Here is a 26,210-nt window from a genome sequence, read left to right on the forward strand (position 1 = left end):
GCGTGCTATAGGATTGGCGTGCACGTCGCCGTATCGCTTGCCCTCGCCGGAACCACGTGTCGGGCTCCGATACTGGCATGACGGCATGCATTATTCTGTGTGCCAGTATCGGATGGCAAGAGAAATAATTCAACATCTTGAGTTTTTGAAGTGGGATTATAATTGATCTTCGGACGTGCTGCTCGAATGTTCTGCCGGCGTCGCGTCAATCCAGACCGAAATTCGAAAGTGTTCATCGCCCGCGCCGACGTCACCGACGCCGGGATTGGGTTTGAGGGCGACGCGTGAGGTCGTCCATGTTGCGCCCGTTCGCTTCGGATGTTCGACGATGCAGATGGCTTGGCTGGTTGAAGAAAGACCAGGCCGGATGGCAGGGTCAGCTCGGGCCGAAGCGTTCGAAGTCAAACAGAGGATAAACTCGAAACGTGGAGCGGGCACTGCAGCTTCGTATTCGAAGCTTGGTGCGACCTTCAGGTAAGAGGGTGACCCTGGCGCGCAGGCAACGACTGGCTGCCCGCAGAAATGGTACCTCAGACGTACAGCGTGGGGCGGACCGAAGATCGATCAGGCCCGGACAATGACGGGTCCGATGCGCAAGAGCATCCGCCCGCGCTGGCTCCTGGCTCACGGTCTCCAGATCCAAGACGCTGCAAGAGCCATCTGAATGGCCGCGATGGGCGCAGTGCTGCCGGTCCGGGTGCACCCCATTTCGGACCTTTGAGCCGCGGCCCGTCGATCTCTGTAGGAAGACGTCTAACGCTTTCCGAAACCGACGTCGGCAGCGACGTCGCTCAATCGATCCGGCTCGCGTTCCTTCCGCTCGCTGTATCGGTCCACGAGGTAGTCCGCCCGCTCGCGGGTCAGCAGCGTGAACTTCATCAATTCTTCGCAGACATCGACGACGCGCTCGTAGAGCGGCCCCGGCTTCATCCGGCCGGCCGCATCGAATTCTTTGTAGGCCATCGGCACCGAGGACTGGTTCGGGATGGTGATCATCCGCATCCAGCGGCCGAGGATGCGGAGGCTGTTGACGGCGTTGAAGCTCTGTGAGCCGCCGGAGACCTGCATGACGGCCAGAGTCCGCCCCTGGGTCGGCCGCACGCTGCCCTCGGAGAGCGGCAGCCAATCGATCTGGCTTTTCATCACGCCGGTCAGGTTGCCGTGCCGCTCCGGAGAGACCCAGACCTGTCCCTCGGACCAGATCGAGAGGGTGCGCAACTCCTGCACCTTCACGTGGTCGGCGGTGGTGTCGTCGGGCAGCGGGAGACCGTGGGCGTCGTAGATCCGCACCTCACCGCCCATGGCCTCGAGCAGGCGGGCGGCCTCGTAGGCGAGGAACCGGCTGAACGAGCGCTCCCGCAGCGAGCCATAGAGGATCAGGAAGCGCGGCGGGTGCGTGAACGGCGTCGCCGCTTGCACGCGTTCGCGGGTTGGCACCGCGAAGTGCGCTGTGCTGAGGTTCGGTAGGTCATCGGTGAAGGGTCGTGCGGGCTTGTCCAAGAATCGGCCTTCCGATACGTTCAAAGCTTCATTTGAAGATTGAAATGAAAATGGACGAACCGCAAGCCCTCGCCTCGTTCGCGGCCCTCGCGCAGGAACACCGCCTGCGCTTGGTACGGGCGCTCGTAGCCGCCGGCCCGGAGGGCCTGGCCTCAGGCGTCTTGGCCGTCTCGGTCGGCGTCTCCGCCGCCACTGTGTCCCATCATCTCAAGGAGCTCAGCCGCGCCGGCTTGGTTGCCTCGCGGCGCGAGGGCCGGTTGATCGTCTACAGCGCTGCCTATCCGGCCCTGTCCGGATTGGCCGAGTTCCTGATGAAGGATTGCTGCCAGGGCCGGCCCGAGGTCTGCGAGCCGGCCGTCGCGGCTCTGTCCAGCTGTTGCCCGATCGCTGGAGACGTTGCCCATCCCTGAGCCGTTCGATGTGGTGACCGGCCCCGTCCCGGACTGCGGCACGTCCCGAAACGCCCAGGCTGTGATCAGGAACGCCGGGATCGAGCCTCACGGGATCGCGTCCCTCAAGACGCCGTCGAACCGGGCTGCGATCCGGTGCCTCGCTGCGCGAGCCGGGATCACCCTGCGCGATCTCCCACGCGAGAAAGGCACGCCCTCACCGGGAGCCCCTCGAACGGCGCAGCCTCAAGCCGGCGGGGTGGCGGCGCTGGCGACGCGCAGGGCCCTGATCAGCCCGGCTCGGATCGCCCAAACGATCCGAATGAGCACGGCGGCCACATAGGCAGAGCTAACCGCGATCAAGGCCACGCCGGTCAGGGTGTTGCCCGCGTCGTCGTACTTCAGCGATTCGCTCAGTGGCAAAAACATCACGTAGGAATGCGAGAACGCGAGCAGGCCGAACAACGACCAAGCCAGGATCATCAGGGATGCGCCGGCAATCCAAAAATCCAGCTCACGCATAGTCTATTCCCCTCAAATGCCAATTTCATACTCGTAATGATCTTTAAAGACCATACCGGCTCCCGATTTGTAAATTGAAATCGGCGCACGACTTCGAAAATCGATCACAAAAGCGAATGAAGATTTCAAAATTTGAAGCTTCGAGGGGCGGCCTGCGAATGGACGGACGTTCATCCCGTATGCGGATCCCGTCCCGACATGCACTTCAAGCCGCTCCAAGCCGCCCCAGGCCGGAAGTCGAAGGGCCTGCGCTATCGGACCGATTTGTAATCGAAAATGTATTTTACGAACATAATATCGATTTTAAATCCAAATCGCATTTTATTTGTCAAACATAGACAGCTTCGATACGGTCAAGCTGTCGATCTCGTGATCGGCCAAATCTCCTAATTACTGTGACAGGCCGCTGGAAACGGGAGCACCCCGTGGCCCAATCGCAGAGCTTTGGGTTGACGCTTGCACGTATGTGCTCGCGGCGTCGTACGTGGGGACATGATGACTGATCTTAAGACGCTCTTGTTGTGCGGTTCGGCCGTTCTCGTCTCAGGCGTCGCGGCTGAGGCAGCTGATCTTCCAACAACGAAGGCCGCGCCGATCGAGTACGTGCGCGTGTGCAACGCCTATGGCGCTGGATTCTTCTATATTCCCGGCGGCGATACCTGCATCCGCATCTCGGGTCGTGCGCGGTACGATTTTCTGTACCAGACCAGCAAGGTCCGCACGGGGGCTGGTGGCGACCTGACCGGCTATCTGGGCCTGCTGCGCATCAACCTCGATGCGCGCACGCAGACGGATTACGGCACGCTCCGTGCCTTCCTGCGCCTCGACGTCGCCAACCGCAGCGGCCCGTTCCTGACCTCCGGATCGCGTCAGCGCGAGAGCCTCGCGGTTCCAGGCCTGGGTGCTGACGCATTCGGTCGGACGCAGTCCTTTATCAACGCCGACAAGGCGTTCATCCAGTTCGCCGGGCTGACGGCCGGTCGGGCAGCCTCGTTCTTCGACTTTTACGCGCATGACTTCGAACTGATCGGCGGCACGGCCGGCTCGGACACATTCAGCACGAACCTGCTCGCCTACTCGGCGACACTCGGGAACGGCTTCACACTGACCGCGTCGATGGAAGATCCGACCTATCGCCGCTTTCCGATCTTCGGGACCGGTTCCGCTGTCGGCGCCTTCACGGGCACAGGCGGGTTCGCGGGTTACAGCAACGCCTTCAATCCATTCACCCCGTCGACCTTTCTGGCTCCCATCGTCGTCGGGCCCGGCAACGTCGCCTTCGTCGACGTGACCCAGAAGAGCCGCATGCCCGATTTCATCGGCGTCGCGCGCATCGACCAAGCCTGGGGATCGGCACAGGTGTCAGCGGCCGTCCACGAGATCAACGCTGGCGATGCCGGAAGCACGGTGGCCGGTGTCACGACAGCGACGACCGCACTCGGTATCTCGCCCACCGGTCGCGCCTCGAACGCCTACGGCTGGGCGCTGCAGGGCGGCCTGAAGGTCAACCTGCCGTTCATAGCGACGGGCGATGCCCTCTACCTCCAGGGTGCGTACGGCCAGGGCGCTATCACATACACGGGCATCGCCAACTACACGGCTCCGTACGACGCCCTCGGAGCCGCGCCAGTGGGCGGTGGCTCCTTCGCCCAGTACTACGCCGACGCCGTGCTGAATCCCACCACGGGACGGCTTGAGCTATCGACGAGCTTCTCGGCCGTCGCCTCGATGCTCCATTACTGGACGCCAACCTGGCGCTCGGCGTTCTTCGGAAGCTACGCGGAGATCGACTACAACCCGAAGGGCCGCAACGCCCTCGGTCTCCTGGGCTTCGGCTTCGCGCCTGCGGGCGCCAGTGCGGCCAATGCCCTGGCCTTCGCGACGAGCCCGGTGCTGCGCGGCAACAACCAGATCGTCACCGGCGCGAGCCTGATCTGGACGCCGGTGAAGGACCTCGATATCGGCGTCGAGGGTGAGTACATCCGTACCGCTCTCAACAGCGGTGTCACGCCGGATATCTCGAAGAATTCGTTGCGCTACGTGAATGCACAGGACGCGGCGCAATTCCGGTTCCGCGTGCAGCGGGATTTCTAGCGCAGCCGCTCCACGTCTCGTCCCGCGCTCGATCAGGCAGGGCCCAGCCGAACGGCTGGGCCCTCAGTTTTTTGCAGGCGACACAGTATCGATCGCGCTTTCAGCATTTAAAACCGATTTTTATTGCCGATCAATCACAGTAGTATACAAGTGAATCAGCTCTTCGGAGGCCATTTTTGTCGCCGAGCGAGCGTTGGCTACGGTTTCGAAGTTGACGGGCTCAGGTACCGGGGCAGGTCAAATCGAACCCAAAGCTTCAGACCCATACGACTTCGCCGACCGGGAAACCGGTCGGCATTTTCGTGTTGCGGCCTCGATCTCGAGCACCTGACCGCGGGCGCCCTGACGCGATAGACGGGTCCCGGCCGATGGTGCCTCACGGATTGCCGCCGCTCCCGCTATCCCCTTCGGCAGGCCCACACGGTGGGACGTTCATGGCCGGGCACCGGGATTTGAACCCGATCGGCCGCCGATAAGAGCGTCGACCGTTGCGGCGGCACGCGCGACAGGACGCGCTTGAAACAGAATTTATAAATTCAAAGCACTTCAAAGACCGAAAGAATTATTCTGCAATAAAATATGGAATTTAAAACGAGACTCCCTCACATTGTACTCCCGTCGCCGAGACGCGACAGCTTAAATCTGAGATCGGATCATGAAAAATCTTGTTCTGGTTTGCTCGTTCGGCGCGATGCTGATCTCGGGCGCCGCTTTCGCCCAAGGTTCCGGCGCGCAGATCGATCCCAGCCTCATCACGAGGACGAGCGGCAGCGGGCTCGACGCGTGGTCCTCTGCCGAAGGCAACGACAAGGCGGGAGGCATGTGGGAGGGAGCGACCGGCTACCACGCCTATGCGCCCCAGCAGCCTGCCTACGTCGAATCCGTTCCGTCGAACCGGCAGTGGAGCCATCTGAATACCCGCGTGCGCCGTCACAGCGCTCCGTCTTACTGATCGATCACGCCGGTTCGTCGCCTGCCGCTGCCGCGGCAGGCGACGCCGGTCCCATCCGGCGCAGACCGGGGAGGGCGCGGGCCTCAGCCGGCTTCGACCGGGGCGGCGCCGAGAAGAACGGACCCGCGGTCCTGATGAGGCCACAGCAGGGTGACCCGGCAGCCGGTCCCGTCGCTGGCGATGTCAAACACCGCGCTGTGCAGCCGCGCGATCGAATCGACCAAGCTCAGTCCGATGCCGAACCCGCTCTTGTCGGTTCGGGACGCGCCGCGGCGGTAGCGAGCTCGGACGGCGGTCAGCTCCTCGGCCGGGATGCCGCAGCCGTTGTCCGTGACGCGGATAGCCGTAGGGTTCTGCAGGAGCGCGACTTCGACCCAGCCTCTCGATGGGGTAAACTTCAGGGCGTTGTCGATCAGGTTGCTCACGGCCTCGAAGATCAGGCTGCGGTCACCCTCCACGTCGGCGGCACCGTCTGGCCGCTTCCACCGGAGCTGGATGCCCCGTTCGGCCGCCAGCGGCTCGTAATACTCCACGGCATCCTCGAGCAACCGGCCCAAGTCGACCTGCGTAAACCCGGATCGGCGCAACCGATCCTCCATCTCGGAGATGCGCAGCAACGCTGAGAACCGGATGACGATCGACTTGACTTCCGCGAGCGCGTCCTCGTTGCAGGCGCGGAACGCCTCGACGCTGTCGGCCTTGCGCAGGGACCGTTCCAGCGTCCCGACGACCCGGGTGAGCGGCGTCCGCAGGTCATGGGCGATGTTCTCGTTCACGCCCTTGATCTCCAGCATCAACCGCTCAAGCTGGTCGAGCATGTCGTTCACCACGCGGGTGAGGTGAGCGAGATCGGCCGAGACGCCACGCGTCGGCAGCCGTTCGCTCAGGTCGCCGCGCATGATGCGGACCACCGCGGAGGTGATTGCCTCGTTCTGACGAAGCGATCCGACGCCGAAGATCACGGCGCCGATCAGGCCGATGACGATCGTGGCCGCCATACCCCAGGAGAAGGTCTCGACCAGGGCGTTCTCCAGCGACTGGAGATCCTTGGCTGAGCGGCTGACGAGGACGTACTCGCCGCTCGGCAGCAGCGTGAGCTGGCTGAACAGCGTGCGTGCCCCGTGGTCCGTCTGCTGCGTCAGGACGAAGGGGTGCCCGACTGGTGCCGTCGCCGGATAGGGGATCGGGGCGCCGGCGCGGCGCGCATGATCCGGTCCGAAGAGCACAAGCGGGCGCCCGCCTTCCGCGAAATCCTCCGATGCGTCGATACGCTCGCGCAGGGCCCGGGGCGGCAGGTTCAAGAGATGCTTCGACTCCCACTCCACCCACTCGAAGGCGGCCTTGCGGCCGTAGCTGCGCGTGTCGACGTACAGGAAGCCGCACAGGGCGAGCGATGCGCCTCCGAAGGTCGCGAAGAACAGGCTGGCGACCCGGAAGCCGCTGGTGCGGCGAACCTCAAGAAGGCGCACGGAGGATGAAGCCCGTGTTGCGGACCGTGTGGATCCGGGGGTTCATCCCGTCGGGATCGAGCTTCTTGCGGATCTTGCCGATGTGCACGTCGATGACGCTCGACTGGTGATTGAAGCTGTAGCCCCAGACCGACTCGAAGATCATCTTGCGGCTCACCAGCACGCCGGCATTCTGCATCAGGAACTCGATGATCGCGAACTCCTTGGGCAGCAGCTCGACCGGTCGCCCGGCGCAGTGAAGCACGCGCTCGATCAGGTCGAGGCGCAGGTCGCCGACCACGAGCTCGTTGACCGCCTCGGCGGCCATCTTGCGCCGGGCCAGCGCGTCAACGCGGGCGGTCAGCTCGATGAACTCGAACGGCTTGGCGAGGTAGTCGTCGCCGCCCGCGCGCAGGCCGTCGACGCGCTCGTTGACGGCCGAGAGCGCGCTGAGGATCAGAACGGGCGTCGAGACCTTCGCGGCACGCAGCCTGGTGAGCAGCGACAGGCCGTCGATCTCGGGCAGCATGCGATCCAGCACGATCACGTCGAAGTTGCCTTCCATCGCCTTGCGGAGGCCGGTCGTCCCGCTCGGCGCCTCATCGACCTGGAAGCCGTATTCCGCGAGCGCCGAACCGATCTCGGCGGCGACGCGGCGATCATCCTCGACGACCAATACACTGGGCATTCTTTTTTCCTTCTTATTTTGTATTCGACCGCCCGACTTGTTCTCCTGCGCTGTTGCAGGGCAGCCGGGATTATCCTCTCCGGGCGCGCTGTCAAATGGCGGCCGGTCTGCGTTGGCGGAATGCGTCATTTGGCCGGCAAAGCTTACGAGATCGTGATTGGACTGGACCATCCGTCTCACTCCGCACTGGCCTGCTCGGAGAGCTTGGCGATTGGCGCCTCAGAGGCGGAACCGCCCTTCGAAACGACCCGGGCGCCGTCCTGCAGGGTCGCCGGTGGGTTGAGGACGACCGTTTCGCCGCTCTTCAGCCCCGAGCGCAGCTCCAGCCGGGTGCCGAGATCGCGCGCGATTGTGATCGAGCGGAGCTGCACGGTGTCGTCGGGCTGAACGACCGCGACGCGCGTACCCGTCGCATCGAAGATCAGCGCCTCGGACGGCACGGTCACGCGGGGATGCGTGCGCGGCACCGCGAAGGTCACGGCGACGTAGAGACCAGGACGCAGGACCCCGTCGGGGTTCTTCACGTCGACCTCGGTGTCGAGGGTCCGGACGGAGGAGCGCAGGGCGACCGAACTGCGCGAGACCGTCCCGTCGAACGCGCGATCCGGCATCTGCGCGACGCGCACCCGCGCCTGGACGCCGTCGTGGATGCCCACTGCCGCCGATTGCGGCACCTGGACCGAGACGCGCAGGATATCCGTGCTGTCGATGGAGAAGAGCGGCGTCCCTCCGCCGGTATCGGCGTGGACGAGGTCGCCGACATCGACCATGCGGGCGGTCACGACACCGTCGAAGGGCGCGACCACATTCTCGAACGTGGTCAGCGTCCGCAGCCGGTCGACTTTGGCCTGCTGTGCCGTGATGTTCGCCTCGGCGACCTGCACCTTGGCGTCGGCGGCGGTCAGGGCCGCGGTGGCCGTCAGCATGCCGGCGCGGGTCTGATCGGCGTTCTGCTTCGACGCCCAGCCCTGGCCGGCCAGCGTCGAGGTCCGGGCATCGGTGGCGTTGGCCAGCGTGACGTTGGCTTTGGCCTGCTCGACATCCGCGCGGGCGACGGCGAGCTGGGCCTGGAACTGGCCGAGCTGGGCCTCGGCCTGGCGTGCCTGCTGGTCGAGGTCGGGGGCGGCGATGCGCACGAGCAGATCGCCCTTTTTCACCCGCGAGCCGATATCCACCCGGCGCTCGGCGATGTAGCCGGTGGCGCGGGCGAAGATGTCGGCATGGTCGAACGCCTCGGTCTGGCCGGGCAGGGTCAGCGTCATCGGCCGATCGTCTTCGGTGGCCGACAGGGTTCGCACCGTCGGGACGAAGTCGGCCGTCTCGGCCTGCGTGACCAGCGAGGCCTGGTAGGTTTGCCAGTGGTGCCAGCCGCCGAGGCCGAGGGCGCTTCCGAGCGCCAGGGCAGCCACCAGGAAGGGCCGCTTGCGCGGGGGCGGCAGATCGGCATGCGCCAGCGTCTCCCCGACCCCGTCCTGCCGCAGGGGATCGATCTCGACGGCGTGGCGATGCGCACGCTCGGCGGCCACGTGGGCGTCGAACGCGTGGACGTCGGACTCTGGGCGCATCAATAATCCTCGAGGGGCTTGATCGGATTGTGCCGGAGCAGGGTGTAGAGGAGCGGGACGAAGAGCAGCGTCGAGAGCGTGCCCATGCCGATCCCGCCCATGACCGCGCGGGCGAGGGCGGCGTTCTGCTCGGCGCCTTCGCCCGAGCCGATCGCCATCGGGATCAGGCCAAGAAACATCGCCGAGGCGGTCATCAGCACCGGCCGCAGCCGTGTATGGCCGGCCATCAGGGCGGCCTCGCGCGCCGAGCAGCCCGTGGCCTCCCGGTGCTCCTTGGCGAAGGTGACGAGCAGGATCGAGTTCGCGCTCGCCACCCCCACCGACATGATCGCCCCGAAGAGAGCCGGGATCGAGAAGGCTGTGCCCGTGATGAACAGGCTCATCACGATGCCGCAGAAGGCGAGCGGCAGCGCGGCGATGACCACGAAGGGATCGACCCAGGTCTGGTAGTTCAGGACGAGCAGCAGGTAGACCGCCACCAGCGCGATCCCGAGCCCGATCTCGATCCGCGTGAAGGCGCTCTCCATGCTCTCGATCTGGCCGCGGACCAGGATCTTGTCCGGGGCCGGCAGCCGGGCCTGGGCGTCGGCGACGATCCCGTCCACGGCGGTGCGGACGCTGCCGAGATCGGCGTTCTGGACGTTGGCGAGGATGTCGAAGGTCGGCTGCTGGTTGACGTGATTGATCACCGTCTGCTCCGGCTGCCGCTGCATCGTGGCGATGTTCGACAGGAGGATCGGAATGCCCGGCCGGTCATGGCCGGTCGCATGGACCGAGACCGGCGTATTCATCAGCTGGTCGATGTCGGCATTGCGCCATTCCGGCGTCTGGACCCAGAGCTGATAGGGCATCCCGGACTTCGGATCGGCCCAGAAATTCGGACTGACCTGGAAGGAGCCCGACAGCGAGACATTCATGTTCTGCGCGATGGACTGTTCGCTGACGCCCATCTCCGAGGCGAGCCTGCGGTCGACGTTCACCGACATCTGCGGCGCGTCGACGATCTGGTGCAGATGGACGTCGACGGCGCCCCGGACGGCAGAGATGCGGCGGACGAGGTCGCGCGCCACGGCAAGGTCCTCGGCGTCGTGGCGCCCGGACACCTGCACGTCGATCTGTGCGATCGTGCCGAAGTTCAGGATCTGCGTGATGATGTCGGAGGGTTGGAAATAGAAGACGTCGTCCGGGAAAGCGTCGCGCAGGACCTTGCGCAGGCGCGCCTCATAGAACGAGATCGGCTTGTGCTCGCCCTTGAGGTTGATCAGCATCTGACCGTCATTGTAGGCGACGAACGACGCGTCCATGAACGCGAAATTATAATTCGAGGCCGGCAAGCCGATATTGTCCAGGATGAGGCCGAGCTCGTCCTTCGGGACCACCTGCCGGACAACGTCCTCGACCTGCGCGAACCGTTTTTCGGCCTGCTCGATCCGCTGGCCAGGCCGGGTGCGGATATGCAGCGTCATCTGGCTGGATTCGATCTGCGGGAAGTAATCCTGCCCGACGAAGGGGAAGATCGCCGCGGTCAGCGCGAAGACCGAGAGCACGCCGCACAGGGCGCGGCCCGGGTGCCGGAGCACGGCGGAGAGAAGGCCGACATAGCCCGCGTGGAACCGCGTGAAGCCGCGCTCGAAAGCACCCCGGAAGGCGAGCGCGCCGCGCAGCGGATACCTCAACACCCAGAGGAGCGGGCGCCGCGCGAAGCCGAGCAGCCGGCCGAGGATCGAACGCCGTCGCTGCGGCGCTAGGCCGTTGGCTGCCAGCTCCGCGCCGCCGTGATGCCGGGCGTATTCCCGGGGCGACGAGGACGTCGATCAGGATGGCGACGAGCGTCCGCGACAGCAGGTAGGACGTCAGCATCGCGAATACCACCGCCTCGGCCTGCGGGACGAACAGGTAGCGGGGGGCGTCTGTGAGGAAGAAGACCGCCGAGAAGGCCGAGCAGATCGCCAGCGTCGAGATCAGCGCCGGCTTGGCGATGCCCGCGACGCCCTCCACCACCGAGCGCCGAAACGGGAACCCCTCCTCGAACATCCGGTAGGTGTTCTCGATCGCCACCGTGGCGTCGTCCACCAGGATACCGACCGCGAGCGCCAACCCGCCCAGCGTCATCACGTTGATGGTCTGCCCGATGGCGACCAGGATCGAGAGGGATGTCAGGATGCAGAGCGGGATCGAGACGAGCACCACGAGGGTCGAGCGCCACGAGCCCAGGAACAGCAGGATCGCGAGGCCGGTGAGGCCGGCCGCGATGACCGCCTCTCGCACCACGTCGGAGATGGCGTCCGAGACGAAGACCGATTGATCGAACAGCGGCGTGATCGTCATGCCCTTCGGCGCGGCCGCGTTGATGTCGGGCAGGGCGGCCTTGACAGCGTTCACGACATCCAGCGTCGAGGCCGCACCGTTCTTCAGCACCTGCAGGAGGACGGAGTGGCGACCGTCGGCGCGGACGATGTTGATCTGCGGCGGCGCACCGTCCCGCACCTGGGCGACGTCCCGCAGAAGGACCGGCTGATTGTTCTCGACCTTGATCGGGATGCGATTGAGCTGATCGACGAGAAGCGGGCTCGAATTGAGCCGAACCGTGTATTGCTGCCGCCCGATCTTCGCGAGCCCGGACGGCACGACGAGGTTCTGCTTGAGCACCGCGTTCAAGATATCGAGCGGCGTCATGCCGATCGCGCGCAGCTTGGCGGGGTCGAGATCGACCATCACCTGACGCGGGGCGCCTCCGTACGGGGACGGCAGGGTCGAGCCCGGCACCTCGGCGAGCCGCCGGCGGGTCCGGTACTGGGCATAATCGAAGACCTTGGTGAGGGGCAGCTTGGACGACGACAGAGCCATCTGGATGACCGGCACCGATGACGCGGAGAACCGCATGATCACCGGCGGCTGCACCCCAGGCGGCATACGCGAGCGGATGGCGTTCATTGCCGAATCGACCTGCGTCATCGCGAGATCGATGCTGACCGCCGAATCGAAGTAGATCCTCTCGGTCACGGTCCCCTGGATCGACGTCGACTCGATCCGCCGGATGTTGTTCACGTTGCTCGACAGCGAAAATTCGCTGTAGTTCGTGATGCGTTGGACCATATCGGTGGCGTCAAGACCGTTATAGGTCCAGACCACCACGACGACCGGTATGTCCACGGACGGCAGCACGTCCTTCGGTGCCACCGCGATCGAGCCGATGCCTGCGAGGAACATGACGACGGCAAGAACATAAAAGCTCTTGCGGAACTTCAGGGCAAACCGAACAAGATCCATGCGGCCAATCGCACTCTTCGCCCCGGTTCTGCGGATCTCCGGGCCCCGTCTCCGGCCTCGGTCTAAGATAGCAGAAAGAGGCTCGCGGTGTGGAGGATGAGCGAGGCTTATGCCCAGCTTCACGATGATATAAATCAACCTCGATAGTGCTTCGAATGAATTCGCTCTTAGATCTTGAAGCAATTTTTATTTCTGAAAAATGACGTGTTCGAAATTTCAAAAACTGCGCGCTGAGCCGAGAGCGCTTCATCGAAACTCAGGACGTCCGCAGACCATGACGTTCAGCAACAAAAATTAGTTTTATAAATAAAATCTGCCTTGAGATTTTGGTATCGTATTTAATTGCATTTCATCGATCGGAAAAGACAGCTGGCGGGAACTCTCCGTCGATCGATCCGGTCCCGATCTTCGTCGCGTCAACACAACGAGTATGAAGAGAACAGGGTATCGATCTCTCTCGATCGCGCTGGAGCGGACGCCTTTACAATGGCTCGACGACCGCCTCGGCATCAGCTTACGCGGTCCAACGACCGCTGATTGATGCGGCCTCACCCAGTGACGCCGATCAGCGATGCCTCCGAGACACATCACTCAAACACCGGAAGCCCTCTCAGACTTGGTCTGCTCGGGACAAATCGATGTCGCATCAGAAAAAGCTTATCGTTCTTATTCTGGCTGCCTTGTACGGTTTCATGGCGCCAGCGTGGTCCGAAAGCGAGATGGCTGCCGGAGGCGCGTTCATGAGCAGCTACACGTCGGACCCCTACTTCGATCCGCGATCGCAATATTCTCAGCGTCACGCGCTGGGCGACATCGGCGGACAACCCATGCTGGCCGAACCTTTGGGCGCTCAGCCTCCGTGCGCGCTCTTCGATAAGCCCTGCGCCGACAGGTTCGAGCGCACACGGCGCCATGCCTATCCTTAGGACAGGTTGATGGCAGCCTGCAGAGACACCACCCGATCTCCGCGAGCCGATACCGAGCGCTTCGAAAACCTGTCGTCATGTCCAGCGCAAGACTGCGGCTGGGATGAAGGTGTGACGGTGCAGGACACGTCCGCTTTCAAAATCTTGCGCAAGGCCGTTCAGGGTCGGAAAGGACGCACATCCGATCGCCGCTTCATGAGCGCCTGGAGGAGGTTTCCGGGTCGCTGTTCTCGTGCCGGAGCCCGTCGCGATGGGTGGCCGGATAGGACGGCCCTCGCCGCAAATTGATGGGATAGCATCAGCTTCAATCCTGACTTGCGCTGTCGCAATCGGCTACGATCAGCCTCCATCAATGGAGGCCTTTCGCCGTGCGTACGCTCGCTTTTGCCTCGGCTCTCGTCCTTGCCTGCACGCTTCCCGTCGCGGCGCAGAGCCCCGCACCCTCGGCAGCTCAGACGGCGCAGCGGGATCGGATGAAATCCTGCAACGTGGATGCTGGTACACAAAAGCTGACCGGCGCCGCACGCAAAGACTTCATGGCGGACTGCCTCGCCGGGAAAACCGCTGCGCCGGCCAAGGACCTGACCCCGCAGCAGGCCAAGATGAAAAGTTGCAACACGGATGCCTCGGCCAAGAGCCTGAAAGGTGCCGAGCGCAAGGCTTTCATGAGCACTTGTCTGAAGGGTTAGGTGCCGGAACCACAGCGATCTCTGCGGACCGCCGAGGCGGCTCGTTCATGGCGCGTTCGGCCGGCGTCGACCGGACGTGTGCTCCGCTGCGGGCAACGTTCGCCGAGGGGGCGGGGGCGTCCTTGCTGCGGTCACGGGTCCACGAGGCGAAAGGGTCCCGGCGGTGGGCCGAGGCCCTTCCTCCCCGTGCGATGACTGTCCCGCTGGACGGGGCGCGACGTTCAGTAGGAGCGTGACGGGGTGGTCGTGGACGCCGATCCTGCGGAGGTCGGAACCGTATTCGTCGTGGTGGTGCGGTTCGCACGATGGTGGCCGATGGCACAACCCGCCGCCGCCCCTGCCACGCCGTGCCCGACCATGTGACCGGCGAGGCCGCCGACGACGGCACCTTTGAGGCAGCCCTTGGCCTCGGCCTGACCGAGGCCGGCGAAGGCCGTGAAGGCCAGAACGGAAGCGATGGTCACTGCGCGCATAGCGTCTCTCTTGGACTAGGATTCGCCCTCAAACGTGCTGCTGCGGCACCTCGTTCCAAGGCCTCGCACGGATGTCATGGGCGATCTGCGGCGGGCCGCATCCGGCCCAGACAGCGCGCGTGGTCGGTAGCCATCCGAAACGCGCGTCTGGACCCTTTCGTCTGGTTTCGGACTTGAGTGTCGATGACCGATCCAGCCGATGCCTCAGCGCCTTGCGCCCTCGTCGTGGACGACGACGGCCTCATCCGCATGGATGCGATGGACATCCTGGGGGACGCCGGGTTCCGCACCTTTGAGGCCTGCGATGGCGATAGGGCGATGACGTTGCTCGACCGTGAGCATGCCTCGATCGTCCTGCTCTTCACCGACGTACAGATGCCGGGATCCCGTGACGGCTTCGCCCTGGCGCGCGAGACGGCCCGGCATTGGCCCCACATCGCCATCGTCGTCGCCTCGGGCCAAGTGCATCCGGGACCCGGAGACATGCCGGACGGGGCCCGCTTCATCGGCAAGCCGTTCACGGCCGAAATGGTGCACGACCACCTCAAAGACATCCTGCCGGATGGCCAGAAGCCGGAGCCCCTGCGCGAGTAGCGTCGGCCATGGGCCGCCCCGGATATTGGCCGCGGTCGGGCCTGCGGCGGTAATCGGGATCAGGCATATCGCATCAGACCCGCGAACCCCCTCCGCCACGAGATCGAACTTTGATTTCGAGAAGCGCGGCAGGCTGGTCGTGTCCTTCGGCAGCCCCGGCATCTGCTGAGGCCCGACCTTGGTCATTTCGAAGATTTGCCGATGAACGTGGACCGGGTGCCCGACGCCTCATGTCGGTCCCCGCTTCAACCCCTGCCATCGGAGATTTCGCCGAAGACGAGTTCGGGCGTGAACTCACGCCACCGGGTCCCAGGGGCCTGGCCGTCCCGTGAAGGCCCTCGTTCACCGATCCGTGGGTGGGAATGTTCGGCCCGATGCCGCGCGCTACCTTGGCGGGATCCCCGCGAAGGGGCGAACGACGACATCCTTGAGGAAACGCCAGATGCTGAAGACTATCGTGCCTGTCGTGGCTCTTGCCTCCGTGCTCGCCACGCCGGCCCTCGCCCTGGAAGTCACGAAGACCGCGACCGTCGCGGCCTCACCGGACACCGTCTGGAAAACCATCGGCGGGTTCTGCGGCATCGGCGATTGGCACCCCGTCATCGAGAAGTGCGTGCTCTCGAAGAAGGGCGGCAAGGAGGAGCGCACCCTGTCCCTGAAGGGCGGCGGGACCATCGTGGAGGAGGAGCAGTCCCGCAACGACAAGAAGATGGACTACACCTACACGATCCTCTCGGGCCCGCTGCCGGTGCAGGACTACAAGTCGACCATCAGGGTGGAGAAGGACGGCAGCGGATCGAAGGTCACCTGGACCGGCACCTTCAAGGCCAAGGGTGCGCCGGACGACAAGGCCCAGGAGGCGATCGCGGGCGTCTACGACGCGGGCCTGAAGGGCATCGCCGACAAGGCCAAGTAACCGCGCCAGCGGGTCAGGGCTGCTCCCGCCTCGCCGTCGGGGCGGGGCACGCCTCGGGCGACACGTCACCTCCGTCGGGACAGCACGGGAACGGCCAGGCATGCGACAGGTGAAGTTCAGGCTGATCGAGCCTGGGTTGCGACCCCGGCGCACGCGTCTTGAGATTCCCGGCTGGGCCGGCAAGGCCGAACCCCGGGCAGATGGCTCACAGGAATATGCCTGGCACTGCATTCCCTTCTCGGAGGCGGCCAAGGGCGGGATCGAGCTGTTCTACCCCTACGAAGCCGAGCTGCGGGTCAGCACGCGGGACGGCAAGCTGGCCTTCGAGGGCGATTTCGGCGAGTCGCCCGAGCCCGGCCTGCAGTGGCCGCCGTTCCGGAGCTTCGGCGACGCCTACTACACCTACCAGATCCTTATCGACCTCAAGGTCGAGGAAGGCTGGGCGATCAAGACCGAGACGCATCCGCGCTTCTACACCGACCGGACGGGAACCGTGCCGGTCGCGGTTCCGGCCCTCCTGAGGCACTGGTGGCCGATGATGTACTTCATGGTGTTCAAGGCTCCCGACGAGGGCCAGACCCACGTCTTCCGCAAGGACGAGCCATTCATGCAGGTGAGCATCGTTCCGGCCGAGGCTGATTTCGAACTCGTGCAGATGTCCGAGGCGGAGGCGGCCGAGCGCGAGCTGCAGTCGCGGTGCATCTACGCGAGCCGCCAGACCCTGTCGGCCGATACCCAATGGACCTCAGCGACCAATACGGTTTTCGACGGCACCTACAGGCGAATTCTGGGCGCCGCGAAGAGCTCCCGCTGAGACGCGTCGCGACGGGAGCCCTGTCCCGCCCCGACGCGGCGTGCTCAGTAGCCGTAGGGCACGAAGTACCCGTGGTGATGATGGTGATGGTGGTGGTACCGCCGGTAGTACCGGTGGTGATGATGGTGATGGTGATGATAAAACGGCCGGAAGAACCGGTGGTGATGGTGATGGTGGTGATAGTAGTATTGAGCCTGCTGAACGGTAGCCTCGCCGTCGGAGGCGGCCGGTAGGAGTTCGGCTTTCGCGGCCGCCTCGTCGGACTCCCTCAGGAGCGCTACCGCATCCGGGATGGGCTTGAGCAGGTCTCCGTAACTCTCGACCTGCATGGCCTCCCTCAGTCCGGTCGGGGCGGGCATGGCGGCCTGCGCCGGGTCGGCAGCGGCCAGGAGCGTGACCGCTCCGATCAGGCCAGCGACTGTCTTGTCCATCGACGGGATCCTTTCTCCACTGCGCGGCCCGCCACCCCGCAAGGGTCCCGGACATGAGCGCCGCCGGAAACACCACGCGTCGGCGAGCCGTTCCGGTTCGAAGCAGCCCGATCAATCACATCTCCGGCATGAGCGACGAAGTGCTTGACGATACTTATGAAGAGAACCGGCAAGGCAGGATGAAATGGATTTCAGTTGATTTTATCAGCCATCCACGTCTCAGACGTGACGCAGAACTCAGGCTCCGGGATTCTGCGGTGCCAAAGCGGCCTTGCCGCGGCGCGAGGCAGCAATCAGACGGCCCTGCCGACCAAGCTTCCGATACCGGCCGTCACGGCCATGGCCAGCACGCCCCAGAACGTCACGCGCGCCGTGGCCCGCGCGACGGGGGCGCCGCCCGCCTTGGCGCCGAGCGCCCCGAGCACCGCTAGGAACACCAACGAGGCCCCGGACACCGTGTAGACCGCGAGACTGCCAGGCGAGAGCGCCGCGGCCGTCAGCGGCAGGGCTGCACCGGCCGAGAACGTCGCCGCCGAGGTCAGCGCGGCCTGGACCGGGCGCGCCGTGGTGACCTCCGAGATGCCGAGCTCGTCGCGGGCGTGGGCGCCCAGCGCGTCTTTCGCCATGAGTTGCTCGGCGACCTGAAGCGCCAGCGCATGGTCGAGACCGCGGTCAACGTAGATCCGGGCCAGTTCCTCCCGCTCCGCCGCCGGGTCGTCGGTCAGTTCGCGACGCTCGCGAGCGAGGTCGGCCTGCTCGGTGTCGGCCTGGGAGCTCACGGAGACGTACTCGCCCGCCGCCATCGACATCGCGCCCGCCACGAGGCCGGCGCTGCCCGCGACCAGGATCTCGCCCGTGTTGGCGGCGGAGGCGGCGACGCCCACGATCAGGCTTGCGGTGGAAACGAGGCCGTCGTTGGCGCCGAGCACGGCGGCGCGCAGCCAGCCGATACGGTCGATGAGATGCCTTTCGGCGTGGACGGGGCGCATGGTCGTCAGGATCTCCAGGGTGGCGTTTGACTCAGCACGGCGTCGTGCCGGAGGCCGTGAGGGACGAGGACGGCAGCCGCGTGGAACACGCCTGCTCGGCGGGCTCACGATGCCGTGCCTCAACCGTGCGATCCGTCATGAGTTCGCGCGCTTCTCTGCGGTTCGACTGACGGCCGGCTCATCGTCGGCCAAGCGCGAACAACCGTTTCCAAAGGGACGGTCAAGGGCCCGCATGCCGGGCGGTTCACGGCGCGCGCGCCGCCCAGCCGGGTGCGGGTGCGGGCGATGCGGGGGGCGAACCTGACGACGACCGTCCCGGTGATCCGGCACGACACGTACGACCGTCCGGTCGCGGGGGCCAAGCCCAGGGTCGAGGGCCTGCAGATGGCGATCGTGACGGATCCGCCGGGCGAGGAGACCCACCGCGGCGAGTTCGGGCGGGTGAAGGTGCGCTTTCCCTGGGAGTGGCTCAAGCGGGCCTCGTCGCGAGATGGGTTGGCCGTCCCGGCCCGGAGCGAACCCGGCCTTGACCGCGCTCATCCATCGGCACCTTCCCGCGCATGCTGGTGGCGCGGCGAAGGCCGTCGCTCCTGCACTGCGCCGCCTCGCGAACCACCGAAGGGCAGACGCAACGCCGCGACCACCGGGTAGACCGCCGGCAGGACCACGAGGGTCAGGAGCGTCGCGGAGATCAGCCCGCCGATCACCACGGTGGCCAGCGGGCGCTGCACCTCGGCCCCCGCGCTGGTCGAGAGGGCCATCGGCAGGAAGCCCAGCGCCGCGACGAGTGCGGTCATCATCACCGGACGCAGGCGCATCTCCGCCGCACGGGTCGCGGCCTCTCTCGGGTCGAGGCCGGAGCCTTCGAGGTCGCGGATGTAGCTCGTCAGCACCACACCGTTCAGGATCGCGATGCCGAAGGTCGCGATGAAGCCGATCGCCGCCGAGATCGAGAACGGCATGGCCCGCAGGGCCAGCGCCAGGATGCCGCCCGTGGCCGCCATCGGCACGTTGAGGAAGATCAGGCCGGCGAGCCGGATGTCGCCGAACATCACGACGAGGAGGACGAGGATCCCCGCCAGGGCTGCAGGCACCACAACCGAGAGGCGCGCCGTCGCCTCCTGCAGGTTCTGGTATTGGCCGCTCCATTGCAGCGCATAGCGCGGCGGCAGTTTCACTTGGTCGGACACGGCCTTCTGCGCGGCATCGACGAAGCTCTGCACGTCCCGGCCCCGGACGTTGGCCTGGATCGAGATCCGCCGCTGCAGCCGTTCCCGGCTGATCTGTGCCGGGCCGGAGGTGACGTCCACCGAGGCCACCATCGCGAGCGGCACCGTCATCGAAGAGCCGTTCTCCTTTCCCGGCCGGCCCACCGGCAGGGCGCGGATGCGCTCGATGTCGCTGCGGTCCGCCGGATCGAGCCGGACGACGATATCCGTGATGGCGTTGTCGTCGCCGTAGACCATCCCGGCGTTGCGTCCGCCGATGCTCTCGACCACGTCGAGCACGTCCGAGACGTTGATCCCGTAGCGCGCGGCCCGCGCGCGGTCGACCTGGATCGAGAGGGCCGGCATCCCGGCCTGCGCCTCGGCCTTCACGTCGGCCGCACCCTGGAGTCCCGACACCACCCGCACGATGGAATCGGCCGTGTCTCTCAGGACCTTGAGGTCGTCACCGTAGAGGCTGATCGCGACGTCGCCGCGCACGCCCTCCAGCAGGTCGTCCATCCGCATCTGGATCGGCTGCGAGAAGCTGTAGGCGACGCCCGGCACGTCCCCCCGGAGGCGCTTGTCGAAGGCCGCGACGAGACCCTCCTGGCTGTCGGCGGTCGTCCAGGTGGAGGGATCGGTGAGGGTTATGAAGCTGTCGGTCGATTCGACGCCCATCGGATCGGTCGGGATCTCGGCGCTGCCGGTGAGGGAGACGATCCGCTTCACCTCGGGGAAGGATTTCAGCACCCGCTCGATCCGGGTCACCGTGGCGAGTGAGGCGTCCAGCGAGATGCCGGGCAACTTCTCCGATGTGATGACGATCGAGCCTTCCGACAGCTTCGGCAGGAATTCGCCCCCGAGCCGCGTGGCCACCACGCAGGAGCCGGCGAACAGGGTGAGCACCGTGATCACGGTCACGAGCACGTGCCGTTCGGCCCAGCGCAGCACGGGCGTGTAGGCGCCGCGCACGGCGTGGACGAGGCGCGTCTCGCGCTCGCCGATCCCGCGTCCGGAGAGGAAGATCGCCGCGAGCGCCGGCATCAGGGTCAGGGTGACGATCAGCGAGGAGCCGAGCGCCAGGATCACAGTGAGTGCCATCGGGGCGAACATCTTGCCCGCGACGCCCTCGAGGGCGAGAATCGGCACGTAGACGATGATGATGATCGCCACCGCGAAGATCACCGGGCGGGCCACCTCGGCGGCGGCGTCGCGGATGAGGTCGTGGGCCGGGCGGTCCGGGTGCTCGCCCCGGGCGCGGAGCACGTTCTCAATCATCACCACGGCGCCGTCGACGATCAGCCCGAAATCGATCGCCCCGAGGCTCATCAGGTTGCCCGACAGGCCGAGCAGCCGCATCCCGGCGAAGGCCATCAGCATCGAGAGCGGGATCGCGGCGGCGACGATCAGCCCGGCGCGCAGGTTGCCGAGCAGCAGGAGCAGGACCACGATCACCAGCACCGCCCCTTCGAGGAGATTGTGCTCCACCGTGTGGATCGTGCGGTCCACGAGGGCGCTGCGGTCGTAATAGGGGACGATCTCGACTCCCGGCGGAAGCTGCTTGCGCAGATCCGCGACCGTCTTCTTCACCTCCTCGACAACCGCGCTGGCATTTCCGCCGTAGCGCATGAGCGCGATGCCGACGACCGTCTCACCCTGCGCATCATGGGTGACGGCGCCGAGCCTGACCTTAGGAGCCTCCTGCACCGTGCCCAGCGTCCCGAGCGTGACGGGCACGCCGCCGGGCCCCGTCGCCACGACGATGTTGGCGATGTCCTCCGGGCCCTTGGCGAGGCCGAGGCCGCGGATCGTCTCCTGCTGATCGTTATGCTCGATGTAGGCGCCGCCGCGGGCGGCGTTGTTCTCGGCGAGCGCCGTGTAGACCTGGGCCAGGGTCACACCGTAGCGGCGCAGCGCTTCCGCCGAGACGCGGACCTCGTCGGTCGGCATCTGGCCGCCGTAGATGTTCACATCGGCGATCCCGGGGGTCAGCTTCAGCTTCGGCGCGATGGTCCATTGCAGGATGCGCTTCAGCTGCATCGGCGTGTAGGCCGGTCCGCGCAACTCGAACTGGTAAATCTCGCCGAGGCCGGTCGCCATCGGGCCCATCTGCGGGTCGCCGACTCCCGCCGGCATCAAACTCTTGGCCTGGGGCAGGCGCTGGAACACCTCCGCCCGCGCCGCCGTGACCGGGATGGATTCGTCGAAGGTGACGTAGACCGCCGAGACCCCGGCCCGCGAGGTCGAGCGGACGCTGGAGAGCCCCGGAGCGCCGGCCATCGCGCTCTCGACCGGGAATGTGACGAGCCGCTCGACCTCCAGGGGACCGAGACCCGGCGAAAGGGTGAGAACCATCACCTGCTTCGGCGAGATGTCCGGCACCGCGTCGATGGAGAGCCCTTCGAGATTGGCGACCCCGCCGGCCGCCGCCGCGAGGGCGATCATCAGAACCAGGAACCGGCGGCGGACCAGCAGGGCGAACCAGCTCCTCATCGCCGCCCCTCAATCCGTCGAGCCGAGGAGGCCGCGCAGCAGAATGGCTTTGAGGTCGAAGCTGCCCGCAGTCGCGACCGTCTCGCCCGCCGCCACCCCGTGGCGCACTTCCACCCAATCCGAGCGCTGGATGCCGAGCGTCAGGGAGCGCCGCTCGAACTGATCGGGGGCCTTGCGCACGAAGGCGATCGGGCCGCCTTCCGTCTGCTGCACGGCGGCCGCCGGGATGGTCGCACCGTCGCGGCCGAGGTCGGCGGTGACCGTGACGGCGACGAACTGGTGGGCGCGCAGCAGATCCTGCGGGTTGTCGAGCTCGATCCGCGCGGGGGCGGTATTCGTCGCCGGATCGAGGGCCGCGTTGACCGAGCGGACATGGCCCTCGAAGGCCGGATGACCGGGCATCGGGCTCTCCACCGAGGCCGTGTCGCCCGCCTTAACCCGGGCAATGTCAGCCCCGTAAAGGTGTGCCAGCACGACGATGCGGGCAGGGTCGGCCACCGTGAAGGCGTCCCGCCCGGTGTCGACCACTTCGCCCAGCGTGATGCCGACGCTCGTCACCACGCCGCTGATCGGCGTGATCACGGCGCTGGTGCCGGGCGCGGCGCCTTCGGCCGGGGCGAGGCGCTGGTACTGGGCCCGGTACAGGTCGGCATTCGCCTGCGCCGACTTCACGGCCGCTTGCGCTTTGGCGAGATCGACCTGACGCCGCTCGACCTCGGCCTGGGCGACGCCGCCGAACTTCAGCTGCTCCAGTCCGCGCTTCACCTGCAGCGCGGCCACCGCTTCGGAGGCCTGTGCCTCCCCTAGCGCGGCCTGCGCAGCCTGCAGCCCGTTGCGGGCGTCGAGGATGCCGCCGGCGTCGAGGGTCGCGAGGGTCTGGCCGGCCGCGACCCTGTCGCCGGGCTGGACCGCGAGGCTCAGAACCCGCCCCTGCGTGCGCGGCTTGAGATGCGTGACCCGCCGCTCAAAGGCGACGGTGCCGGGGGCGCGCACCGGCAGCATGATGCGGCGGGTCTCAGCTTGACCGAAGGAGAGGCCGATCCGTTTCTGGCCGGCCTCGTCGAGGGTGACGAGATTGGCATTCGCCGGGGCGTCGTCGGGCTTGTCCGCCTTCGCATCGGAGGCCGCCGGGAGCGGAGCGAGACCGAGCGCGTCGAGGACCGGTCCACGATAGCTCCAGCCCGCGAGGGCTGCCGCGGCCAGCACGACCAGGGTGAGGAGCGTCCCCGGCGCCCGGCTTCGCCGCACGACCGGAGACGGCGGTGGAGCGGCATCGCGCTCCGGGCGGTCGTTGTCGGTCGACTCCGCGGTCTCGGCATGGCGCGCGGACGACTCGGCGTTCAGCGACATGGACAGGAGGGCCGCCGACCGGACGGGACGGATGCCGCGGATGTGAGTACAGGGCTCATGCGTCGAAGCCCGAGGGGAGAATCTCGTCGCTGACGTAGCGCCCGGTCTCGACCTCGCGGATCACCACCTCGAAGCCCTCGGCGCGCAGTTCCCGCAACTGCTCGACGCTGACATAGGTCCGGGTCTCGACGTCGTAGAGCCGTCTCTGGGCGTAGCGATTGATAAGGCGGCGGGGCCGCCGCTTCCGAGGCATGGGCGACACTCCCTCAGCGACTGGGGATTGCGTCGGATGCGGCGAAGCCGCGAGGCGAGAACGACATCGGGGAGCCCGGCAAGGTATCGCCCCCCGCCCGGGACGAGCCTGAGGTACGTGCTAGAGTCATTCTAATGTGGGACGAGGCCGATGAGACGCCACTAAATTCGGGTTCACAATCGTTTCCCCGCGCAGACCGCCGGGCCGACATGCGACACAACGGGATGGTGGGGAGGAACGCGCGGCGTGGCGAGGCTGCTGCTGATCGAGGATGACGGAGACACGGCCGGGGACGTGCTCGACGACCTGCGCGGGCGCGGCCACGAGGTCGCCTGGGCGACGAACGGACCGGATGGAGCGAAGGCAGCGCGGGAGGCCAGCTGGGACGCGATCATCCTCGACCGGATGTTGCCGGGCCAGGACGGGCTCGGCGTGCTGCAGGATCTGCGCCGGGACGGCGACCGGACCCCGGCCCTCGTCCTCAGCGCCCTGGGTGACGTGGACGAGCGCATCCGCGGCCTCCGGGCCGGCGGCGACGACTATCTCGCCAAGCCCTTCGCCCTCGGGGAGCTGGCCGCACGGATCGAGGCTCTGCTTCGCCGCCCGGTCGACAGCCGGGAGACGCTCCTGCGGGTCGGAAGCCTGGAGATCGACCTCATCGCCGGGACCGGTCGGCGCGGCGCCCGCGACCTCGACCTGCTACCCCGCGAACTCAAGCTGCTCGCCTACCTGATGCGCTCGCCCGGCCGGATCGTCACCCGGGCGATGCTGTTCGAGGAGGTCTGGAACTACCGGTTCACGCCGAAATCGAACCTCATCGACGTCCATCTCGGCCGCCTCCGCCGGAAGCTGGAGGCGGCGGGGGAGGCGCCGCTGATCCAGAACGTCCGCGGCGTCGGCTTCACCCTCACCCCCGATGACTGATTTCTGGCGCTCGACCACCCTGCGCTGGGCGCTGGGGATTGCCCTGTGGTCGGTGCTTCTCGCGCTGACGATGTTCGCCTTCATCTACTGGCAGACGGCGTCCTACCTGCGGGAGGAACTCGCCGAGACTCTGCAGCTCGAAGTCCGCGCAGCCGCCGCCGACCCCGCCGCTACGGCTTTGCGGGTCGAGACCTGGACGGCCATGGACCCGCACGCGCGACATTACGGTGGCCTGTTCGGGCCCGACGGGACGCGCCGCGCCGGCAACCTCGACAGGGTGCCGGCGGGCCTGCCTCAAGACGGCGACGCCTACCGCGTGAACGCCACGGTGGAGGTCGGGGGCCGCAGCCTTGCCGACGAGATCTGGGCGGCGGCCCTGGCGCTGCCCGGCGGCGGCACGGTGGTGATTGCCCACGACACCGACGACATCGACAAGGTCCGGGCTACGACCCTGCGGGCGTTGGGCCTCGGCCTCGTGCCGATGCTGGCGCTCTCCGGGATTGGCGGGATTGTCCTCGCCCGCCGGGGCCGCAGGCGGCTCGCCGCGACCGAGGCGGCGCTCGCCGAGGTGACGCGCGGCAACCTCGGCAAGCGCTTGCCGGTCGGGAGCCGGGGCGACGAGTTCGACCGGCTCGCCGCGAACGTGAACCGGATGCTCGACGAGATCGAGCACTTGATGGGCGAGGTCCGCAGCGTCGGCGATGCCGTCGCCCACGACCTGCGCACGCCGCTCACCCGCTTGCGAGCCCGGCTGGAGCGCAGCCGGGTGCAGGCCAGGACGGTCGCGGAGTTTCATGAGGCGATCGACCAAGGCCTCGCCTGGATCGACCAGACGCTCGCCATGGTCACCGCCGTGCTGCGGATCGGCGCGATGGAGGAGGGCCGCAGGATCGCCTTCGCCCCGGTCGATCTCGCCGAGTTGGCCGCCACGGCGGTCGATTTCTTCGAGCCCGAAGCCGAGGAGAAAGGCGTCCGCCTCGTGCTTGCGGTCAGGGAGGGGCGGCACGCCGTTCAGGGGGATCGAGACCTCTGCTTCGAGGCCCTGTCGAACCTCATCGACAACGCCGTGAAGTTCACCCCTCCTGGCGGTGCCGTGCGCGTCGAGGTCGCCTGCACCAGCCAAGCCGTCGAGGTGGCTGTGGAGGATACCGGCCCGGGCCTACCGGTCACCGAGCACGATAAGGTCTTCCGACGCTTTTACCGCGCCGAGATGTCCCGCCAAACCCCTGGCAACGGACTTGGCCTGAGCCTAGTGGCTGCCATCGCCAAGCTTCACGACGCAACCGTGCGTGTCCGCGCGGCAAAGGAGTGTGGTTGCCGGTTCACGATGACTTTCTCGACGTCGGCGACCAGCTACCGAACGCTCACTGCTGGTTGAATCAATTCGACGGAATGTCCCGTTTCATATCGCTTGAACGAGCGCCTCGTCACGACTTGCCGGCTCTTCGGCTGACAGGCTTGCGCAGCGAAAAGCGGTGCGGCTGTGTCCGCCTTCCTGGCCCTGCCATCTCCAAAGGAACAGTCTCAAATCTACCCAGAGCGATCATCAGCCATGAGCTCAGCGAAAATTGTCTGGTGGCAATAGTATGCGATCTGCTCTCTATGGGACGATGTCTTGCATAACCGGTATTTATTTGTTGATGTCACAGGCAGACGATACGCATCAAGTACCAATGAGATGTTGTAAGATGATGGATTTTAGGACATCTTAGGAGGTTGCGC

21 protein-coding genes and 2 pseudogenes are annotated in these 26,210 nt (G+C 66.2%); 11 read left to right on the forward strand and 12 right to left on the reverse strand.

The genetic code is table 11. The annotated features are described in order from the left end of the window. Positions 1–753 precede the first annotated feature (753 nt). Positions 754–1,500 (reverse strand): arsenical resistance protein ArsH, encoded by a 747-nt coding sequence (gene arsH, locus MMSR116_RS27785; RefSeq protein ID WP_010684150.1) that lies wholly within the window; start codon positions 1,498–1,500, stop codon positions 754–756. A gap of 50 nt (positions 1,501–1,550) precedes the next feature. Between arsH and MMSR116_RS27790 the strand changes: the two genes are divergently transcribed. Beyond that, complete coding sequence (locus tag MMSR116_RS27790) at positions 1,551–1,910, forward strand: ArsR/SmtB family transcription factor (protein ID WP_010684151.1); 360 nt, start codon at positions 1,551–1,553, stop codon at positions 1,908–1,910. Continuing rightward, positions 1,903–2,106, forward strand: a pseudogene (locus MMSR116_RS32105) (arsenate reductase); the annotation flags it as partial. The gene MMSR116_RS27790 and the pseudogene MMSR116_RS32105, both read left to right, overlap by 8 nt. A gap of 29 nt (positions 2,107–2,135) precedes the next feature. Here MMSR116_RS32105 and MMSR116_RS31505 read toward each other — a convergent pair. After that, positions 2,136–2,411, reverse strand: coding sequence for a hypothetical protein (locus MMSR116_RS31505; protein WP_010684152.1), 276 nt, complete (start codon positions 2,409–2,411; stop codon positions 2,136–2,138). A 492-nt stretch (positions 2,412–2,903) separates the two neighbouring features. Here MMSR116_RS31505 and MMSR116_RS27800 point away from each other — a divergent pair, with 492 nt between their 5' ends. Further along, positions 2,904–4,505 carry a porin gene (locus MMSR116_RS27800; RefSeq protein WP_083920234.1) on the forward strand — a complete coding sequence of 534 codons (1,602 nt, stop codon included), beginning with the start codon at positions 2,904–2,906 and terminating at the stop codon, positions 4,503–4,505. A 655-nt stretch (positions 4,506–5,160) separates the two neighbouring features. Further along, a complete protein-coding gene (locus MMSR116_RS27805) occupies positions 5,161–5,457 on the forward strand; it encodes a hypothetical protein (protein WP_010684154.1) in 297 nt (98 codons plus the stop codon). Positions 5,458–5,540: 83 nt separating this feature from the next. Here the strand turns inward: MMSR116_RS27805 and MMSR116_RS27810 are convergent, their stop codons facing one another. The 4 genes and pseudogenes from MMSR116_RS27810 to MMSR116_RS27825 all read right to left on the reverse strand — a co-directional run bounded on the left by MMSR116_RS27810 (position 5,541) and on the right by MMSR116_RS27825 (position 12,428). Beyond that, positions 5,541–6,926: a sensor histidine kinase gene (locus MMSR116_RS27810; RefSeq protein ID WP_010684155.1), complete on the reverse strand. Its 1,386-nt coding sequence runs from the start codon at positions 6,924–6,926 to the stop codon at positions 5,541–5,543. After that, a complete protein-coding gene (locus MMSR116_RS27815) occupies positions 6,913–7,593 on the reverse strand; it encodes a response regulator transcription factor (RefSeq protein ID WP_010684156.1) in 681 nt (226 codons plus the stop codon). The genes MMSR116_RS27810 and MMSR116_RS27815 overlap by 14 nt, the downstream gene beginning before the upstream one ends. 176 nt (positions 7,594–7,769) lie before the next feature. After that, a complete protein-coding gene (locus tag MMSR116_RS27820) occupies positions 7,770–9,158 on the reverse strand; it encodes an efflux RND transporter periplasmic adaptor subunit (protein ID WP_010684157.1) in 1,389 nt (462 codons plus the stop codon). After that, a pseudogene (locus tag MMSR116_RS27825) lies at positions 9,158–12,428 on the reverse strand (efflux RND transporter permease subunit). Before MMSR116_RS27825 ends, MMSR116_RS27820 begins: the two are co-directional and overlap by 1 nt. A 638-nt stretch (positions 12,429–13,066) precedes the next feature. Here MMSR116_RS27825 and MMSR116_RS27830 point away from each other — a divergent pair. Further along, positions 13,067–13,354: a hypothetical protein gene (locus MMSR116_RS27830; protein WP_039893307.1), complete on the forward strand. Its 288-nt coding sequence runs from the start codon at positions 13,067–13,069 to the stop codon at positions 13,352–13,354. A 368-nt stretch (positions 13,355–13,722) separates the two neighbouring features. After that, positions 13,723–14,043, forward strand: coding sequence for a PsiF family protein (locus MMSR116_RS27835; RefSeq protein ID WP_010684159.1), 321 nt, complete (start codon positions 13,723–13,725; stop codon positions 14,041–14,043). Between the two features lie 221 nt (positions 14,044–14,264). Here the strand turns inward: MMSR116_RS27835 and MMSR116_RS27840 are convergent, their stop codons facing one another. Beyond that, on the reverse strand, positions 14,265–14,516 hold the full coding sequence (locus MMSR116_RS27840; RefSeq protein WP_083920235.1) for a hypothetical protein: 252 nt from the start codon (positions 14,514–14,516) through the stop codon (positions 14,265–14,267). Positions 14,517–14,699: 183 nt separating this feature from the next. Between MMSR116_RS27840 and MMSR116_RS27845 the strand changes: the two genes are divergently transcribed. The 3 genes from MMSR116_RS27845 (at position 14,700) to MMSR116_RS27855 (ending at position 16,840) form a co-directional block, all read left to right on the forward strand. Continuing rightward, entirely contained in the window at positions 14,700–15,110 is a 411-nt protein-coding gene (locus MMSR116_RS27845; protein WP_010684161.1) for a response regulator, read from the forward strand. A gap of 442 nt (positions 15,111–15,552) precedes the next feature. Further along, complete coding sequence (locus MMSR116_RS27850; protein WP_010684162.1) at positions 15,553–16,026, forward strand: SRPBCC family protein; 474 nt, start codon at positions 15,553–15,555, stop codon at positions 16,024–16,026. A gap of 100 nt (positions 16,027–16,126) precedes the next feature. Then, positions 16,127–16,840: a hypothetical protein gene (locus MMSR116_RS27855; RefSeq protein WP_010684163.1), complete on the forward strand. Its 714-nt coding sequence runs from the start codon at positions 16,127–16,129 to the stop codon at positions 16,838–16,840. A 44-nt stretch (positions 16,841–16,884) separates the two neighbouring features. Here the strand turns inward: MMSR116_RS27855 and MMSR116_RS27860 are convergent, their stop codons facing one another. The 5 genes from MMSR116_RS27860 to MMSR116_RS27880 form a co-directional block, all read right to left on the reverse strand. Continuing rightward, complete coding sequence (locus MMSR116_RS27860) at positions 16,885–17,271, reverse strand: hypothetical protein (protein WP_010684164.1); 387 nt, start codon at positions 17,269–17,271, stop codon at positions 16,885–16,887. A 293-nt stretch (positions 17,272–17,564) separates the two neighbouring features. After that, positions 17,565–18,260: a VIT1/CCC1 transporter family protein gene (locus MMSR116_RS27865; protein ID WP_010684165.1), complete on the reverse strand. Its 696-nt coding sequence runs from the start codon at positions 18,258–18,260 to the stop codon at positions 17,565–17,567. Between the two features lie 536 nt (positions 18,261–18,796). Next, positions 18,797–21,961 (reverse strand): efflux RND transporter permease subunit, encoded by a 3,165-nt coding sequence (locus MMSR116_RS27870; RefSeq protein ID WP_010684166.1) that lies wholly within the window; start codon positions 21,959–21,961, stop codon positions 18,797–18,799. 9 nt (positions 21,962–21,970) lie between these two features. Further along, entirely contained in the window at positions 21,971–23,311 is a 1,341-nt protein-coding gene (locus tag MMSR116_RS27875; RefSeq protein ID WP_010684167.1) for an efflux RND transporter periplasmic adaptor subunit, read from the reverse strand. Positions 23,312–23,366: 55 nt separating this feature from the next. Further along, entirely contained in the window at positions 23,367–23,564 is a 198-nt protein-coding gene (locus MMSR116_RS27880; protein ID WP_010684168.1) for a polyhydroxyalkanoate synthesis regulator DNA-binding domain-containing protein, read from the reverse strand. Between the two features lie 246 nt (positions 23,565–23,810). Here MMSR116_RS27880 and MMSR116_RS27885 point away from each other — a divergent pair, with 246 nt between their 5' ends. Beyond that, a complete protein-coding gene (locus tag MMSR116_RS27885; protein WP_010684169.1) occupies positions 23,811–24,488 on the forward strand; it encodes a response regulator transcription factor in 678 nt (225 codons plus the stop codon). Next, positions 24,481–25,866 (forward strand): HAMP domain-containing sensor histidine kinase, encoded by a 1,386-nt coding sequence (locus MMSR116_RS27890; protein WP_010684170.1) that lies wholly within the window; start codon positions 24,481–24,483, stop codon positions 25,864–25,866. Before MMSR116_RS27885 ends, MMSR116_RS27890 begins: the two co-directional genes overlap by 8 nt. The last annotated feature ends 344 nt before the right edge of the window (positions 25,867–26,210 follow it).

It is taken from the genome of Methylobacterium mesophilicum SR1.6/6, assembly GCF_000364445.2.
GTDB lineage: Bacteria > Pseudomonadota > Alphaproteobacteria > Rhizobiales > Beijerinckiaceae > Methylobacterium > Methylobacterium mesophilicum_A.